We start from the raw sequence: 16525 nt of genomic DNA on the forward strand, positions 1-16525 counted from the left end.
TACTGCCTAATTAGTGATCCGGTCAATGAAGCGGCGGGTTTCGGTAATTGCCTGATCCAGTTGAAGACTGCCTCCCTGGAATGGATGAACGGTGTTAAAGGTATGATTGCCGCCTTGAATTTGTACCCACTCGATGTCGGGACGAACGGAGGTGAGCTGGGCAGAGCCTTCCCGTAGACGTTTGGAGTCTTCGGTTCCCTGGATAAGTACAGCTGGGAGCTGGCTATTGGCAAGCCTGTCTACAATGGAAAAACGCTCGCGATTGTGCTCCAGGTCGTCCAGAATGATAGCATCAAGCGGAAGCTGTTGCCCGGTTCTGGCGTTCTGCACATAGCTGCGTCCCTTGGCACGCATTTCTTCTTTTTGTGGTAAAGTAAACAGATCAAGATTGGTTACGCCATTCCATGAAATGACGCCCGCAATCTCGCCGGGATGATCTAGTGCATATACAAAGCAGCTTCCCGCACCTCGGCTATGTCCTAACAGAAACAACGGCAATTCTCTGAATTCATGGCGTGCTCTCAGATCGGACAGCAATAGTTCCAAATCCTCTTGTTCGCGGCTATAAGTGTTGCGTGCGAACTTTTCCAGCTCGGTAAAATTCTCCAGATCCTCACCTATGCCATTATGTGAAAAATTGAAGGTTACTACGTGGTTATCCATACTTAATGCTTCTGCAATAAAGGGGAACATACCCCAATCCTTAAATCCTTTGTAGCCATGAGCGATGATGAGCAGGCTCTTGGCCGTATTTTTAGCGGGAAACCATGAGGCCCGGATCACCGCATCTGTTCCTGCATCAGTACCAGCTTCAACCACAATCGTTTCTGACATCCTATCCTTCCTTTCTACGGGAGTTTTTTAACCGGCATATCCGCGAATTTAAAGCATTCACTGATTGCCTCTCTCATTTTAACATATTTTGGTGACGCTTTTACGCCTTTGCGACTCGCCAGGGTGTGGACGCACTGTTACAATAGATCCAGTAAAGTAAAAAAGGGCGGGGAATACCCAAATGATCTACGGAATTGGACATGATGTGCTGGAAATAAGCCGTATGGCTCATATTTTGGCAGGTAAATATGCAGATGCATTTTTGAATCGGGTGTTGACCCCGGCAGAACGCGAGCTTGCAGTGGAACGCAAGGGAAGGCTAGCGGAGTTCGTAGCAGGGCGCTTTGCTGCCAAGGAAGCCATAACGAAAGCCTTTGGCTGTGGAATTGGACAAATCATCGGGTTCAGCGATATGGAAATTTTACCTGAACCGGGGGGGAAGCCCGTAGTTTATTTGTCTTCGTCTGCGTGGGATCGACTGAGATTACCGAATACGGGTGACTCGAATTACAGCATTCACTTGAGTATTACACATCAGCCTAACATTGCCTCTGCTTTTGTGATTGTCGAATATAAGGAGACGTGATGTGATGACTACAAATACATTGGAACAAAAGCGTTACTTCAGTTTTGAACTGTTGAATTGGTATACACGTAACAAACGCGACTTGCCGTGGCGCCGCCATCGCAATCCTTTTTATATCTGGATTTCGGAAATTATGCTTCAGCAGACACGTGTCGATACGGTCATTCCGTATTTTAATCGCTTTATTGCACGTTTTCCGACGATTGAAGCGCTGGCGGAAGCGCCCGAGGAGGATGTTCTCAAGCTGTGGGAAGGGCTGGGGTATTATTCGCGGGCCCGGAATTTGCAAACGGCGGCGAAACAGGTAGTTGAGCTTCACGGTGGGCAGGTGCCAGATGATACGCAGGCTGTTGCTGCACTGAAAGGAGTAGGTCCGTATACGACGGGGGCGATTATGAGCATTGCCTTTAATCGGCCAGAGCCTGCTGTAGACGGGAATGTGATGCGTGTGCTGTCGCGTTATTTTCTCATTGAAGAGGATATCATGAAGGGCAGCACGCGAGCGCATATGGAAAGTCTGGTCAGGGAGCTGATTCCCGAAGGAAGAGCCTCCGATTTTAATCAGGCGCTGATGGAGCTGGGGGCGCTGGTCTGCACGCCAAAGTCGCCTCATTGTCTGACCTGTCCGGTCATGGAGCATTGCTCGGGCAGGCTGGCAGGCCGCGAGGAGACGCTGCCAGTCAAAACAAAAGCGAAGCCGCCGCGGCTGGAGCCTCGCTCCGTCGCCCTTATCGAGGGTAGCGGTGCCAACGCAGGCCGCCTGCTTGTGCGCCAGCGCCCGGCCAAGGGCCTGTTGGCCCGTATGTGGGAGCTGCCGCACGAGCTTGCCGGGCCGGAGGGCTACAACGGTCCGGTGCCGGATGAGCCAGCCATGGATCACCTGGCAGCTCATTTGTTGGCAGAGGGCGTGCATGCTCGCCCGGTGCGGTTCGTACGTGAGGCAGAGCACACGTTCAGCCACATTCACTGGAACCTGCGTGTGTTCCAGTATGAAGAGGTCGCCGTCCCTGCCGGGGAGGCGGGCGAACAGCCGCTGGCTGCCGAGCAGCGGGCCAGCTACAGCGCCGCGGCGAAGCCAGGTGCGTTGATTGCGCTGGCTGAGCAGGTGGAGCACGCACATAATGCGCTGCCGGCGGGGTACCGCTGGATCAGCGAAGCAGATATGTCCACCTTGGCGTTTCCCAAGGTGTTCCTGGATCTGATCAACGAATATTATGCAAAGCAAAAAGAGAACTGATGTTAATAATATAACTGTCAGCAAAAAATAAAGGATCGTCTAATAGGTCGAGTATCAAATTCCATTTATTTGACTCCCACTCAAAAAAGCAGTGACCCGCAAGTCGAAAGACTAGGCTTCACTGCTTCTATTGTGCTATCGCTTGGCTTGGAGATTCGTCTATTTCTCTGCCCATTTCAAAACCAGTATATATAAGTAAACTAGTACAAATGCAATACCGTAAGAAATGAAAGTCCATAAATAATTCCAGCCAATGCTATAAGTAACCCAGCCCAGCCAAACAGCGCATAGTTCAGCAACTGTTGTCACAGTGGTAAAAATAATAATCGTAAGAAATGGACTCTTCTTCCATTTTTTGATCAAGTACACCATGAGTGAAACTAGTACAGGATATACTCCTATGTTGAAAGGCAAGGTTGAAAAGGATGCATCTTTTGTGATTGTGTTACTCGCCAAAAATCAAAATGTTTGCCAATTGCATTAAACAGAAATCCTACTGTTGAACCAAACGGAACGACAGAACAATTCGGGAATTTAATGAGCAACTAAAAGGGATTAGCTTCACGGAATCGCTCGACGAGAGTACCCTCGCCTCCATAACAACGGACACCATCTGGTGTTCGTTTTTTTGCTTACTGATACTCAAAGAGAGTCCCTCTGGTTCTAGTATCCACTCCTCCATCGCCGAACACGATAGACCCCTGTTCTTCCCCATGAATATTTATCACTATTTTACACATATTACATGTATATCATGATTTAAGTTTTTTGAAGGGGGACCGTCATCGTCATGGCAAGATTACTCGAGGCGAAATTAGATCATCTAAAAAAGATCCTGGATCATCTTCCTGATGTCGTCTTCAAAAAAATGGATGTGGGACAAACGGGAATCCGTGAAGGCCGCTCTCAGGTTAATCTGGAACAACTGAAGGAAGAATTGGTACAGCAGGCGGCTTTTACGATCAATGCGAAAGAAGGAACAGATCTTGAGGCGTGTGTGATAGAAGTGTTATCAGGATGAAGTTGAGGATACCCATAGCAAACTTATCCCTCACGTCAAAGGGGAGGCTCTCTCATTCACGGTTCGTATCAAAACAGCTGTCAAACTAAACGAAAACTCGGTTATTTCTTCGGAGTTCTTGAAGGAACCGTTCATCCGAACCGCTAAAGAAACGGTGCAAGATGAAATCAAACAGATCGTGCTCCAATCATTAAGCAAGCTCCAGAAAGAAATGAAAGCAGACGTAGCCGGCTTCGGTTCAAAGGTAAAAGTGAACTATCCCGCCTACTGGGATCGTGTAAAAGACAATTGGCAGGATACATTCAGTGAAATACCGATCGACGTTCGGGTTGAAGTACAGATTAAACGAACAGGTGCTTTATGCAAAAGGAGAGGGAGCGTAATGCCCAACATACCTTCCATGAAACAGGATGAAATTTCTACTATACAAGCTCTATTAACAGTAACTTCGACCGTGTACGCTGTGGGAATTGTCAGTTTACCACGAACCATCACGGAACAGACGCAAACGCCTGACGTGTGGCAGGGGCTTTTGCTGGCAAGTCTGTTTGGTGTCGGCGTCGTTTTTATCAACGTGAAATTGTGTCGGCGATTTCCAGGGAAGACGTTCTATGAGCTCAATTCTGTGATCGCAGGTAAATTTATCAGCCTTTTCATCAATATTGCGTTCATGGTATATTGCGTGATGATCTGCTCTCTTGTATCCAGAATGATGGCAGAATTCCTCAAAGCCCTTGCATTGGAGAGAACTCCGGTAAGCATGATTCTCTTGCCGTTCCTTCTGCTTATTGGTTATTTGACCTCGGGCGGTCTTCATGCGATGGTTCGCTTGGTCGAGCTTTTCTTTCCCTTAACCTTTATTGTTTATTTATTGCTGATCATTCTCAATATCAATCATTTTGACATTGATAATTTGCTCCCTGTTTTCCATCAAGGGTGGGGGCCGATCCTCAAATCTCTTAAAGTTGTACCTTTTTCGACGCTGGGTTTTGAATCCATGCTCATATTAACTAATTTTATGGTCAATCCACAAAAAGCATGGAAAGCGGGGGGGATTGGCTACTCGATTGCAATGGCTTTGTATGTCATGATGGTAACGATGGTCGTTGGCTGTATGTCGGTAGAAGAAGTTTCCCGATTGCAATGGCCGGTCGTTTCTTTTGCGCAGCAAATTGAATTCCCCGGTTCGTTCCTGGAACGGTTTGAAATATTTTTTATCATTTTATGGACAATCAAAATTTTCATGACCGCCTCAAATTATTATTTCTATCTTGTAGCCGGGATCAGCCAGCTCACCCAAAAGTGGAACGGATACATTTTTTATCTTCCGTTAATTATCATATTTGCCGTCAGCATCTATCCTCAAAATTTTATTCAAATAGATAACTTTGATACAGTAACGGGGTATTTTGGAATAATCATATGCGCGGCAGTACCATTGGTGCTTCTTCTCATTTCCATGATCTTCTGCATAAGGGGAAACCTAGATGGGAAACGTTCATAATGTAATTGGTCATTCACCCCTAAAATGATAATAAATAGGGGTAGTGAAAATATGAACATTGATGATGTCCGAGGCTGCATGGAGTCTGCTCTTGGTCAACCGTCTGGCGTTTTCAGGCATTTATCGTGCGAATCCTCTTGGAGGCATGCGTGGTGATCCAAAGATCTTACTCTCACGCTGGAATCCGGATGATCTATGTAAACGTATCAACACGATTCATTCTATGAGTGACCGGTTTACTGTCCAAAACCGGGATGCTTTAGAATTTATAGAGGACCAGTTTTGGTATAAGGGGTAGCGCCAACATTTTGACCGTTTTTATGCTTAGCTTTATCGGACATGCATTTTCATCGTTCCTGATGACCTTAGCGGACGTAACGAACCGTTTTTCGGCATACTGATGAGCGCTAATGATGTATAGTGGACAACGACTTAGAGTAAGAAAAGCCCGTTTTTTATGCTCCCTTAGCGTATATTTTCGTTAAAATATTGGTTGGACCCCATTTAGAGGCATGACTAAGAAACCCTCTGCTCCTACAGAAATTTATGGATTAATATGGTAATATGGTAATTTTACAGACAATAGGGCTCGTTTTTACTAAGTATGGCGTATATGTATGTATAAGCTGATTTACGGAAATTTCCTCCATTTGTGTCTCTAATATTTCGAGTTGAGACTGAAAAGCAAGTAATAAGGTAATCATTCCTTCTAAAACGTAATGTTGAGAGATGCTTCGGTTGACCTTGGCTTTTTGCTTCAGCGCTATGTCTAGCAGCTCTGCTCTATCGTTAATCCACTTCCTAGAGTGAGAGAGCCTGGCATGTTCAAACAAAGATTGAGAGGCATTTTTGACCTTACCCTGAAGGCAAGCTTGTATGAGCTTCATCCCATGCCCGGTGCGGCTTTAAATCGCCGCGGTAGAACATTTCAGCTAAGTGCCAAGCGTCTGCTGCATCTGTTTTAACTTTGCGTAACGTAGTCCCGCGTGCTCGCTTAGATTGCAAGGGATTCACAATGAGATGTTCAATTTCTTCTCGTATGAGAAATGAAACGAGCCCACGATGATTCCAACCTCATAGCTTCGCTTGTTATACGGGATCGCATGCCCCAACCAGCTCAAACATGGTCGTTGGTGATAGTGGGAGAACAGTTTTCTTGACGGGGTTATTTATTTCCCTAATACCACCTAGTTCTTCCCGGCTATCGTCATCTTAAAACACCTATTAAAATAGGCCAACCAAATTTTTGGTTGACCTAATAATACGAAATAAAGTCCTAGACTGTCGCTGTTCCATTGAACTAACGTATCCTATTAGTGCAGTCATATCACTCTTTCCCTATGGTTTCTTCATAAACGCTACTTACATACTGTTGTCAGTAGTGTTTTTGTATATGTTCGGTAGTGGCGGCCGACAATCACACTGTCATCATCGAGTTCCACGTCCACGATGTCGATGCCGAATATTACGAGCGCTTGAAGCCGTTTGTCGATGAGTGGGTAAAGGAATCTACCACAATGCCGTGGGGGAACCGTGTCGTTCTGTTTCGCGATCCCGACGGCAATCTTGTTAACCTCTTCGCCTTTCCACCATTGCTTTTCTTTCCCTAGAATCGTTGCTACAACCTTATCCACGATACGCTTAATTTATTTCATTATATCGTTCGACTGCCTTGCTTAGCTTATAATTGAAATTCTCAGGCGTGCCATCCGTAGTGTTCAGGAACTGGCCGTTCAGATCAGAATCAGATACAGGTTCCTTTTTATTGATGCGTTCAATGATTTTCGAAGCGGCCGCTTTTGCCTCAGTGGCTGAATCAACATAGCTCTCGATACTGAAGCTGTTAATCCCTTCTTTTTGAACTCGTTTCTTGTCTTTTGAGATTGTCATGAGCGTACTCAGATCTGCGGTCATAATGTCGTATTTGGCTTTAAACTTCGTCATATCAAGCTGCAGCACGTTGTCGGCGGTGATTCCCTGCTCATCCATTTCAATGGCCGTAGCCTCGGCATCTATCATAAACTTCAAGGCATTATACCTAATCTGCTGGTCTGAATCCTTGAGTTTTTGCAGTTCAGCCAGACGCTGCTCGTTACCCAATTTTTGCAAAGCCGTGAAGTATTGTTTGGCGACAGTCTCGTAAGCGAGATTGGCACTTACAAGCTTGGTATGCAGCTGTTTTCCTTTTGCGAAATTATCATCCACGTAGCCTTTTGTATCGTAGTAGGCTTTCATTTCGTCCAGGACGGACAACAGATCATTGATGACTGGTGTCAGTTTGATCACTACGGGGTCTACGTTCGAAAAAGCAGGTTGGCTTGCGGTATAGCCGTTCGCTTTATCAACAATTTCCCGCTCAGTTTCAGTAACGCCGAGCATGATGAAGCTGAAGTTCTTGTCGATTACAGGCTGTGTATCACCTCCGAACTTCTCGAAATAATGAACCAGAACCTCATTGATTCTGCCTGTCATCAAGTTATTCAGTGTCACATACGCATTGTATTTTTCGATTTCTTTGCTCTCACCGGACGTAACGCCTGCAGGCGCTTGATCCACGGTGGATGTAATGGCAGAACAAGCGGACAACATTGTACCTAAAATGATAATGGCAATAAAAAATGATAGCTTTCTCAAAATAGTGATTCCTCCGACTGAGTATTTTTAACGTGCTTTTCTTTTGTAAGGTGTCTGAATAGGAGAGAGAACAACTGCCCTCTTCTGGTCGATTAAATTCCCTCTTCGCCGCATATTAATGTTGGTTGTGAAATAATCTAATCAATTTTAAAATTATTTGGTGAATGGGTCTTGAGACTTGAGTAGCATAATTTTATAAATTTCTTTGTCGTCAATTTAAAGAAGATGTAACATGAGTAATGATAAGGCCGGCCTAATGATAAATCGTAATCGATCAGCTTGAGACGTGCGGTGGAGATCCAGTTGCCGTTGCGGCTGCTCTGGCTGTCCGGAATTAAAGGAGTTATTATTTTTCTCGAACAACCAAGCTATCCTGTCCGTTCGTATTATGAGGTCAGCCAGTTTTTACTGGTTGACCTCTTTGTTCATAAGAGGTTTATTATGGGCAGCCGAGGTAGAACGTCAAAGCGTTTTATTTTTGGTGATTTCTTCGGTATTCGGATGGAGTCATCTTGTTGACTGTTTTGAACATTTTGGAAAACAGCAATACATCTTTATACCCTACAGACCGAGCAATATCTCCGATTTTCAGGGAAGTATTTTTTAAGAGGGAGCAAGATTTTTCAATCCTCAAATGCAATAAAAATTCCTGTGGTGACTTATTGAGTTGCTGTTTAAATAAACGATGCAAATACGAGCGGTCTATTGAAATGTACTTGGCAATGTCACTTACGGTAATGAAGTGTGAATAGTTTTGTTGAATAAAGAGAAGCGCTTCTTTGATATACCGCTGCTGTCTTACCTCATTGTTGACTTCCTGATTAGGGTAAAGTTCAAACATCAGATACAGGAATTCATACAGCTTGGATGTAAGCAACAGGTCTTTGTTGGATTTCAGCGTAGAAGAAACGACGATACTTTCCATACAGCGAGCAAGATTGCCCTCCGCTTCAAACCGGAAAATGGGATTGTCCCTATGGATACAGGTCCGGCTTAGATATTCTTTTGCTTGCACCCCATTAAAACCGATCCAGGCATATTCCCATGGGTCGACTTCATCCGCTTCGTAGTAAATTAAAACCTTCGGCTCAATAAAGAAAGCATCGTTTTTCTCCAAATGATAGATTTTATCGTTGACTTTAAAGATCCCTTTTCCTTTTAAAATAAAATGCACCATATACCCGCTTCGAATGGCTGGACCATAAGAGTGTTTGCTGGTACAGCTCTCTTTGCCACAAGTGTATAGATTGAGATCCAAGTTGTTATAGGAATGATTGGAAAAATGCGAACTCATTTGTTTTCACCTCTTAATTCATCTCTGCATATTATCACACCGTTTCATATAGAGTCTACATTATTCCATATAATTATTAAAACTATTCCATTATGATTAGGGTGTAAGAAACAAGGAAACAACATAATTTATAGTTTTTGAAAATATTACTATTGGCGCTACAAGGGGGTCACTATGGCTATAATCATCGATAAAGAGAAGCTTTTATTCCATTTACAAGGCAGCAATACCAGTTATGTCATGCAGGTTATACGAGATGGTTATTTAGCCCATCTGTATTGGGGAAAGAAAATTCAGAACTATCGGGGAAGCAATAAAATCATCTTTATGGATAGAGGGTTTTCACCCAATCCGGATGGGGCGGATCGAGCTTTTTCACTGGATACCATCCCGCAAGAATATCCGTCATTTGGAAATAGTGATTTCAGGATTCCTGCGTATCAGCTTCAATTGGAGAATGGTTCTACAGTGACAGATTTTCGGTATAAAGAACATCGGGTTTACCAAGGCAAAGCAAAATTGAAAGGGCTTCCTTCTACGTATGCGGAGGATGATGGCGAAGTAGAAACACTGGAAATCATCCTTGAAGATCCATTAATTGATGTAAAGATTGTACTATCCTATAGCCTATATCCAAAGCGGGATGTCATTACCCGTTCTGTCCGTTTTGATAATGAAGGCCAGCAGCAGCTAAAACTGCTTAGAGCGTTAAGTGCCAGTGTGGATTTTCGAGATGATGAGTATGAACTCATTACCTTGTACGGTGCGCATAACAATGAAAAAAATATAGCAAGGAGAAAAGTTTTACCTGGAATTCAAATGGTAGACAGCTGCCGTGGCGCCAGTAGCCCTCATCAGGCACCCTTTATGGCACTTGTAAGAGAAGGGACAGATGAAGATCAGGGCGAAGTATACGCCTTTAATCTGGTGTACAGCGGGAACTTTACGGCCCAGACGCAGGTAGATTCCTATCGGAACACTAGAGTCACGATGGGGATTAATCCTTTTGATTTCACATGGCTGCTTGGACCGGAGGAGTCGTTCCAAACGCCGGAAGTGGTTATGGTATACACCGAAAATGGCTTGGGCGGCATGTCGAGAATTTATCATGAATTATACAGGAACAGATTATGTCGTGGACCATTTCGTGACAAGGAACGGCCGATCCTGATTAATAACTGGGAAGCCACCTACTTTAACTTTGATGCCGACAAGATTGAGCAGTTGGCGAAGGAAGCTCAAAATGTAGGAGTGGAGCTGTTTGTATTGGATGATGGGTGGTTTGGGAAACGAGATGATGACAATACTTCATTAGGCGATTGGGTGGTGGACCGTCGCAAACTTCCAGATGGATTGCCGGATCTTGCCAATCGCATTCGAAATCTGGGTATGGAGTTTGGTTTGTGGTTTGAACCTGAGATGGTATCCATAGACAGTGATTTATACAGAAGGCATCCCGATTGGTGTATCCATGTCCCTGATCGTCCGTATACGCTGGGAAGAAATCAGCTTATGTTGGATTTATCAAGGAAGGAAGTGTGTGAGTACATCGTTAAGTCGGTTTCCGATATTTTATCGAACGTTCCAATTACTTATGTAAAATGGGACATGAATCGTCACATGACAGATGTGGGTTCGGCCGCCTTGCCACCTGAGAGACAAAGGGAGACGGCGCATCGTTATATCCTGGGACTCTACAGTATTATGGAAGAGCTTACATCGCAGTTTCCTCATGTCTTATTCGAAAGCTGTTCTAGTGGAGGAGGCCGTTTTGATGCCGGTATGCTCTATTACATGCCTCAGACCTGGACGAGTGACAATACAGATGCCATTTGCCGACTGAAAATTCAATGGGGGACAAGTCTTGTCTATCCTCCGATTACGATGGGCGCACACGTCTCCACCGTACCCAACCATCAAGTGGGCAGAATAACACCATTGGAGACCAGAGGTTATGTCGCTATGGCCGGGAATTTAGGTTATGAGCTGGATTTGACGACATTAACTGTTGAAGAAAAAGAAGTTGTGAAAAAGCAGATAGCTCTATATAAGGAAATGAGATCGCTCATTCAGTTTGGAAACTTTTACAGAATCATTAATCCGTTTGATGAAAATGAAGCCGCATGGAGCTTTGTGTCAGAGGATCAAACGGAAATGGCGGCCAGTTATTTCAAGGTTTTATCCCAACCGGCTGCCGCGATTAAAACGTTAAAATTCAAAGGTCTGAATCCAGACTACATTTACAGAAATATAGAAACTGGTGAGCTGTTTGGCGGTGATGAATTAATGCATGTCGGCATAACGCTTGCCAGGGTAAAACAGGATTTTCTAGGCATGTTCTGGAGGTTTGTTAAAGAAGACATCTGATTCAGCTAGAGGAGGGTCCAGGAGATGGAAGCAAAAGAAAAGCAATATAAGCAAATTTCTCAAGAAATTTTAAAAAATATCGGTGGTGAAGATAACATTATCGGTGTGGCCCATTGTGCCACAAGATTAAGAATTGTACTTGAGGACAATGAAAAAGCGGAATTAAAAAAGATTGAAGATATTGATCTGGTTAAAGGTGTGTTCATAGCGGGGGATCAACTGCAGATCATTTTCGGAGCAGGGCTGGTCAATAATATCTATGCCGTGTTCTCCAAACTGACCGGAACAGAAGATATGTCATTAAGTGATGTCAAATCGAAGTCCGCACAAAAGCAAAATCCTTTTCAAAAAGCCATTAAATCGCTGTCAGATGTCTTCATTGAGATCATGCCTGGAATTCTTGCCGCCGCATTGTTAATGGGGATCACCGGTCTATTAGGCCAGAAGGGGCTATTCGGCCCTAAATCGATTGTGGAGATGTATCCAATTTTCCAAGGGATCAATCGCTTTGTTCAAATCGTTTCCACAGGTATTTTCACCATCCTGCCGCTGCTTGTTGTTTATTCTGCAACCAAGAGATATGGCGGCCGTCCGATTCTGGGGCTTGTGCTGGGTGCGATTATGCTTCATCCAGCCTTGGCGGATGCCTTTGAGGTAGCTAAAGGGAGCCAAAATCCGGAATCGATCAGTCTTTTCGGCCTTCCCGTACAGTTGGTAGGCTTTCAGGGCGGTATTATTATTGCTCTGATGATGGGATATGTGGTAGCCAAGTTGGATCAGTTTTTTAACAAAAAGGTTCCAGACATGATTAAACTATTTTTGGCTCCTTTGCTGACGGTCTTTGTTTCTTCTCTGCTATTGTTTACGATTATCGGCCCTCTTGGGCGGGAGCTAGCCAGTCTGGTGACTGTTTCGTTGCTTTGGATGACGCAAAACCTAGGAATATTCGGCTTTATGTTTTTTGCAGGTATTCAGCAGATCATCGTTATTACAGGTTTGCACCATGTTATGGGCGCGGTAGAAGCACAGCTGTTAACTGACACAGGCAGAAATTTTATCAATCCATTGGCATCGGTAGCTTTGATGGCTCAAGGGGGCGCCGTATTGGGGTATATTCTTTTGAATCGCAAAGACACCAAGGTTAAAGAACTGGGTTACTCTGCATTCGGGTCTGTACTTTTTGGAATCTCGGAACCCGCGATCTTCGGGGTCACTTTGAAGTATAAGTTCCCTCTGGTTGCTGGATGTCTCGGAGGAATGGTTGCCGGAGCATATGTATATTTAAGCAAGCTGACAGCCATAGGATTCGGAACCACGGCTCTTCCTGGCTTTGCAATTGCAGCGTCAGATAACCACGGTCATATCAATTATCTTGTCGCTCATCTTATTGCCCTGATATGTGGAGCATTATTTACATTGGCTTATGGTGTTATCAAGAGCAAGAGGTCAAAAGCAATACTTTAAGAAATGAGTCGAAGTGTATGCATAAAAAGGAGTAGAAGGAGCTTGAAGGCTCTTTTCTACTCATTTTTAATTGCGGATATTATACCTATATGGATGGATCGCTCTCAATCAGTCCTTTGCCAATTACATTGGCTGAAACCGGGGCCTTGCCGAGCTCACGCGACCATACGGACAACTGTCCGATATGATGAATTTGGTGGGCAATGACATGGCGCATCACCTCTCCCCAGGCATCGATCGCAATTCTGCCGTCCGGGAGGTGATCTTCAAACCTTTTTCGTTCCAGACCTTCATGCCAGGCGAGGACGAACGGCTCCACATCGAGTCGAAACTTCGCGTCCAGCTCGCGGACTTTATCCAGCGTATTATACTGAGAGAAGTCCTCCTGGAAATCAGGTTTGCCTTGAATGATTTGAACCCAGCTCCATTCTACATCAACGATATGAAAGAGCGTTTTTAGAATGCCGCCAGCCCCGCCAATACGTTCTTTCAGCAGTTCCTCCTGCGGCACCTCTTCACACCAGCGATACCATTGTTCTCGAACCATCCAGTTATAACGAAAAAAAGTCTGCATCCATTACCCTCCTGGGACTGTAATAAAGAATGATTTCCACCAGTTTACCACAGAATGCCAAAAGGGCTGTCTCATTCGTAGAAAATCTACTTTTGAGACAGCCCTTCATGATTTAGGATAAGAATGTTGCTACTGGCTTATTTCTTTGCAGCCGCGTAACGTTTGTTAACTTCATCCCAGTTGATTACATTGTAGAAAGCTGCAATGTAATCTGGGCGTTTGTTTTGATATTTCAGGTAGTAAGCATGCTCCCAAACGTCCAGTCCAAGTACCGGAGTCAGACCTTCGAACAGCGGGCTATCTTGGTTTGGAGTGCTAGTGATTGCCAGTTTGCCGTCTTTGCCGACAACCAGCCAAGCCCAGCCGCTACCAAAACGAGTTGTAGCTGCTTTAGTGAAGTCTTCTTTAAATTTGTCATAGCCGCCCAGTTCGTTGTTGATTGCTTCAGCAATTGCACCTGTTGGCTGTCCACCGCCGTTAGGACCGATAACTTCCCAGAACAGGCTGTGGTTGTGGTGTCCACCACCGTTATTGCGAACCGCAGTGCGGATGCTTTCAGGAACGCTGTCCAGATTGGAGATCAGATCCTCCAGGCTTTTGCTTTGCAGTTCAGGAGCGCTCTCCAGAGCTGCATTTAAGTTCGTAACATATGTGTTATGGTGACGATCATGGTGAATTTCCATTGTCAGTGCATCAAAGTGTGGTTCCAGTGCGTCTTTTGCGTAAGGAAGTTCTGGTAATTGAAATGCCATAATAAAATCCCTCCTGGTTATATGGTTGGGTAAGTGTTCCTATGTAATAATACCCTCGATAGTTATATTAAACCGCATCCAGCCTATTTTTTCAACATTTTTGTTTGTAAAATACCAAACTGAGCAATAGGGCCTGGTAGATAGCATGTCCAAAAACCCGATTGGAATACGTAATACATAGGTAAAAAGAGGTAAATTTGACCTTCAAAAATGTAAACGCTTTATATATAGCGCTTACATGAGAAAAAGGGATGTATTCCGTCAAAAAGTATGGTTTAATGGTCAAGGAAGCAGAATTTTCGGCTTTTTTGTCGTCTGCTATAAGCTGTCATGTCTATGACATGACGAACTTGAGGGCATACACCCTTTACCTGTTCTTCATTTCATATATAGCAGATCGTATGCATTTTTATCATAATGCCTTGTGATTAACACCATGATAAGCGCTTTATGGATTTATGTAAAAATGACGGTGCTGTCTCAATTTTTTTATTATGCTTACGAAAAGGGAGATATTACTTATGCACGTTCGTTCCTTTCAATTAAGTGATGTGAATTCAGTTACGGAACTCATGCAAATTGCCTTGTCAGAGGAGTGCTACAAAGAGACGGTGGGGGCTTTTGCCCGTCAGCTTTCGTGGGATTCCGGTTTGATCGTCGTTGCCGAAGAAGAGGGAGAGATCGTTGGTGCCCTGATTGGCACGATTGATCAGAATCATGGTTGTTACTATCGTATTGCTATTCACCCGGATCATCGTCGGATGGGAATTGGGAAATCGCTTGTGGAGCTTATGGAGCAACGTTTTCAGCAACGTAAGGTTAGCCGTATTTGGGTAGCCGGGGACAAGCATAACAGTGCGGCCATGCCGTTGTACGAAGCTATGGGCTACGGAGCAAGCCAGATTTTACAGGCGTTTCAGAAGCTGAGTATTTTGGCACCTCATTAATCGGCAATCGATATACAGAAATGAAGTATAATATTTACATTTAGAGCATATCTGAGTAACCGTTGCAATCGGGTACGGGATATGCTTTTCTATTTATAACAGGGTTGAGGAGGTTAATTATGGATGCTTTGACTCCTTCGTCAGACCTGCTTCCTTCACCGGAAACGTCCAAACAGGCAGGTCGCTCTGGTTACATACGCGATTGGTTAGTTACTCTGCTGATTGCAATGGTCGTCTTGTTGCTTCTAAACCTGTTTGTATTTAACTTGTCCACGGTCAGAGGACATTCGATGCAACCGACGCTAACGGAAAGCCAGCATTTGTTCGTTAATAAGCTGGTTTATAATTTTCATGATCCGGGGAGAGGGGACATTGTGATTTTAAAAGATCCTGATTCCAAACTGTCCAGCCCAAGATTTTTAGTGAAAAGAGTCATAGGTATTCCCGGAGATGTCATTCGGATTGAGCATAATCATTTGTATGTAAACGGCGAGCTGCTAATTGAGCCGTACACCAACTCGGACGTGGAGGATGGTGATTACGGTCCTTTTACAGTGGAGCCGGAACACTTTTTTGTCATGGGAGATAATCGCCATACGGCTGCAAGCAAGGATAGCCGGTATTTTGGCAGCGTTAAGTCTGAAGATTTACTGGGACGTGCAGAGTTTATATTTTGGCCGATCTCGGAGTGGAAGTGGCTATGAGCAACGATAGTCTGAAATCAATGCGGAATACGTGCGAACCGATCAGAGTTATAACGGTCAGCGGTTCCCAATCAGGAAAGGAAGAGAACGATGAAAGAAGTGATGGTTTATACCGACGGTGCTTGTTCGGGGAACCCGGGCCCAGGGGGCTGGGGGATCATTTTGTTGTATGGAGAGCACCGCAAGGAGCTGTCGGGTGCCGAAAAGATGACGACAAACAACCGTATGGAGATCAAGTCGGTGATTGAAGCGCTGAAGCTGCTCAAGGAGCCGTGCCGTGTAAAAGTACACAGTGACTCTGCCTATGTCGTCAATTGCTTCAAACAAGGCTGGATTAAGAATTGGCTCCGTAATGGCTGGCGAAACAGTAAAAATCAGCCGGTGGAGAACAAGGAACTATGGGAAGAACTGTGGGAACTGATGGGTAAGCATGAGGTTGAATATGTGAAGGTGAAAGGTCACAGTGACAACGAACTGAATAATCGCTGTGATTTTCTGGCGACAAGTGCTGTTAAAAATTTACGGTAGCATCTGTTGCTGTTTTCTGTTGAAATTTGAGATATGAGAATGTTGCAACATTCTCATATCCGTAATGATAAAAGTGGAA

Annotated in this window: 15 protein-coding genes and 3 pseudogenes; 12 read left to right on the forward strand and 6 right to left on the reverse strand. The window is 44.5% G+C overall.

What is annotated here, in order from left to right; translation table 11 throughout:
• Positions 1-6: 6 nt before the first annotated feature.
• Entirely contained in the window at positions 7-834 is an 828-nt protein-coding gene (locus PPM_RS03850; protein WP_013369391.1) for an alpha/beta hydrolase family protein, read from the reverse strand.
• Positions 835-1015: 181 nt separating this feature from the next.
• Between PPM_RS03850 and acpS the strand changes: the two genes are divergently transcribed.
• The 6 genes and pseudogenes from acpS (at position 1016) to PPM_RS30560 (ending at position 6147) form a co-directional block, all read left to right on the forward strand.
• A complete protein-coding gene (gene acpS, locus PPM_RS03855) occupies positions 1016-1420 on the forward strand; it encodes a holo-ACP synthase (RefSeq protein WP_013369392.1) in 405 nt (134 codons plus the stop codon).
• Positions 1421-1424: 4 nt separating this feature from the next.
• Positions 1425-2657, forward strand: a complete 1233-nt coding sequence (gene mutY / locus PPM_RS03860; protein WP_013369393.1) for an A/G-specific adenine glycosylase — start codon at positions 1425-1427, stop codon at positions 2655-2657.
• A gap of 790 nt (positions 2658-3447) precedes the next feature.
• Positions 3448-3678: a hypothetical protein gene (locus PPM_RS03870; RefSeq protein ID WP_014599466.1), complete on the forward strand. Its 231-nt coding sequence runs from the start codon at positions 3448-3450 to the stop codon at positions 3676-3678.
• Positions 3679-3691: 13 nt separating this feature from the next.
• Positions 3692-4021 (forward strand): annotated as a pseudogene (locus tag PPM_RS30480) (Ger(x)C family spore germination C-terminal domain-containing protein); the annotation flags it as partial.
• A gap of 57 nt (positions 4022-4078) precedes the next feature.
• Positions 4079-5182, forward strand: a complete 1104-nt coding sequence (locus PPM_RS03875) for a GerAB/ArcD/ProY family transporter (protein ID WP_331458203.1) — start codon at positions 4079-4081, stop codon at positions 5180-5182.
• Between the two features lie 821 nt (positions 5183-6003).
• Positions 6004-6147 (forward strand): hypothetical protein, encoded by a 144-nt coding sequence (locus PPM_RS30560; protein WP_013369400.1) that lies wholly within the window; start codon positions 6004-6006, stop codon positions 6145-6147.
• Here PPM_RS30560 and PPM_RS30565 read toward each other — a convergent pair.
• Positions 6110-6196: pseudogene (locus PPM_RS30565) on the reverse strand (hypothetical protein); the annotation flags it as partial. The gene PPM_RS30560 and the pseudogene PPM_RS30565 sit on opposite strands and share 38 nt — an antisense overlap.
• Before the next feature lie 383 nt (positions 6197-6579).
• Between PPM_RS30565 and PPM_RS29870 the strand changes: the two are divergent.
• Positions 6580-6792: pseudogene (locus PPM_RS29870) on the forward strand (VOC family protein); the annotation flags it as partial.
• Between the two features lie 31 nt (positions 6793-6823).
• Here PPM_RS29870 and PPM_RS03890 read toward each other — a convergent pair.
• Both PPM_RS03890 and PPM_RS03895 read right to left on the reverse strand, forming a co-directional pair.
• Positions 6824-7816 (reverse strand): YiiG family protein, encoded by a 993-nt coding sequence (locus tag PPM_RS03890; RefSeq protein WP_014599472.1) that lies wholly within the window; start codon positions 7814-7816, stop codon positions 6824-6826.
• 472 nt (positions 7817-8288) lie between these two features.
• On the reverse strand, positions 8289-9110 hold the full coding sequence (locus PPM_RS03895; protein WP_014599473.1) for an AraC family transcriptional regulator: 822 nt from the start codon (positions 9108-9110) through the stop codon (positions 8289-8291).
• A 174-nt stretch (positions 9111-9284) separates the two neighbouring features.
• On the opposite strand from PPM_RS03895, the gene PPM_RS03900 reads away from it, so the two are divergent.
• A complete protein-coding gene (locus PPM_RS03900; protein ID WP_014599474.1) occupies positions 9285-11477 on the forward strand; it encodes an alpha-galactosidase in 2193 nt (730 codons plus the stop codon).
• Positions 11478-11501: 24 nt separating this feature from the next.
• Positions 11502-12941 (forward strand): PTS transporter subunit EIIC, encoded by a 1440-nt coding sequence (locus PPM_RS03905; RefSeq protein WP_014599475.1) that lies wholly within the window; start codon positions 11502-11504, stop codon positions 12939-12941.
• Positions 12942-13026: 85 nt separating this feature from the next.
• Here PPM_RS03905 and PPM_RS03910 read toward each other — a convergent pair whose 3' ends face one another.
• Positions 13027-13515 (reverse strand): DinB family protein, encoded by a 489-nt coding sequence (locus tag PPM_RS03910; protein WP_014599476.1) that lies wholly within the window; start codon positions 13513-13515, stop codon positions 13027-13029.
• A gap of 137 nt (positions 13516-13652) precedes the next feature.
• Positions 13653-14267 carry a superoxide dismutase gene (locus tag PPM_RS03915; RefSeq protein ID WP_013369407.1) on the reverse strand — a complete coding sequence of 205 codons (615 nt, stop codon included), beginning with the start codon at positions 14265-14267 and terminating at the stop codon, positions 13653-13655.
• Between the two features lie 521 nt (positions 14268-14788).
• On the opposite strand from PPM_RS03915, the gene PPM_RS03920 reads away from it, so the two are divergent.
• The 3 genes from PPM_RS03920 (at position 14789) to rnhA (ending at position 16446) form a co-directional block, all read left to right on the forward strand.
• Positions 14789-15214 (forward strand): GNAT family N-acetyltransferase, encoded by a 426-nt coding sequence (locus PPM_RS03920; RefSeq protein WP_014599477.1) that lies wholly within the window; start codon positions 14789-14791, stop codon positions 15212-15214.
• A 119-nt stretch (positions 15215-15333) separates the two neighbouring features.
• Positions 15334-15918, forward strand: a complete 585-nt coding sequence (lepB, locus tag PPM_RS03925) for a signal peptidase I (protein WP_014599478.1) — start codon at positions 15334-15336, stop codon at positions 15916-15918.
• Between the two features lie 90 nt (positions 15919-16008).
• Positions 16009-16446: a ribonuclease HI gene (gene rnhA / locus PPM_RS03930; RefSeq protein WP_014599479.1), complete on the forward strand. Its 438-nt coding sequence runs from the start codon at positions 16009-16011 to the stop codon at positions 16444-16446.
• The last annotated feature ends 79 nt before the right edge of the window (positions 16447-16525 follow it).

This window comes from Paenibacillus polymyxa M1 (assembly GCF_000237325.1).
Taxonomy (GTDB): domain Bacteria; phylum Bacillota; class Bacilli; order Paenibacillales; family Paenibacillaceae; genus Paenibacillus; species Paenibacillus polymyxa_C.

What these genes read in the sequence shown, in the direction of transcription:
- rnhA (WP_014599479.1), top strand. Translation starts at nt 16,009, where the DNA reads ATGAAAGAAGTGATGGTTTATACCGACGGTGCTTGTTCGGGGAACCCG.
- acpS (WP_013369392.1), top strand. Translation starts at nt 1,016, where the DNA reads ATGATCTACGGAATTGGACATGATGTGCTGGAAATAAGCCGTATGGCT.
- PPM_RS03920 (WP_014599477.1), top strand. Translation starts at nt 14,789, where the DNA reads ATGCACGTTCGTTCCTTTCAATTAAGTGATGTGAATTCAGTTACGGAA.
- PPM_RS03870 (WP_014599466.1), top strand. Translation starts at nt 3,448, where the DNA reads ATGGCAAGATTACTCGAGGCGAAATTAGATCATCTAAAAAAGATCCTG.
- PPM_RS03915 (WP_013369407.1), bottom strand. Translation starts at nt 14,267, where the DNA reads ATGGCATTTCAATTACCAGAACTTCCTTACGCAAAAGACGCACTGGAA.
- PPM_RS03895 (WP_014599473.1), bottom strand. Translation starts at nt 9,110, where the DNA reads ATGAGTTCGCATTTTTCCAATCATTCCTATAACAACTTGGATCTCAAT.
- PPM_RS03910 (WP_014599476.1), bottom strand. Translation starts at nt 13,515, where the DNA reads ATGCAGACTTTTTTTCGTTATAACTGGATGGTTCGAGAACAATGGTAT.
- PPM_RS30560 (WP_013369400.1), top strand. Translation starts at nt 6,004, where the DNA reads ATGTTCAAACAAAGATTGAGAGGCATTTTTGACCTTACCCTGAAGGCA.
- PPM_RS03875 (WP_331458203.1), top strand. Translation starts at nt 4,079, where the DNA reads ATGAAACAGGATGAAATTTCTACTATACAAGCTCTATTAACAGTAACT.
- PPM_RS03905 (WP_014599475.1), top strand. Translation starts at nt 11,502, where the DNA reads ATGGAAGCAAAAGAAAAGCAATATAAGCAAATTTCTCAAGAAATTTTA.
- mutY (WP_013369393.1), top strand. Translation starts at nt 1,425, where the DNA reads ATGACTACAAATACATTGGAACAAAAGCGTTACTTCAGTTTTGAACTG.
- PPM_RS03900 (WP_014599474.1), top strand. Translation starts at nt 9,285, where the DNA reads ATGGCTATAATCATCGATAAAGAGAAGCTTTTATTCCATTTACAAGGC.
- lepB (WP_014599478.1), top strand. Translation starts at nt 15,334, where the DNA reads ATGGATGCTTTGACTCCTTCGTCAGACCTGCTTCCTTCACCGGAAACG.
- PPM_RS03850 (WP_013369391.1), bottom strand. Translation starts at nt 834, where the DNA reads ATGTCAGAAACGATTGTGGTTGAAGCTGGTACTGATGCAGGAACAGAT.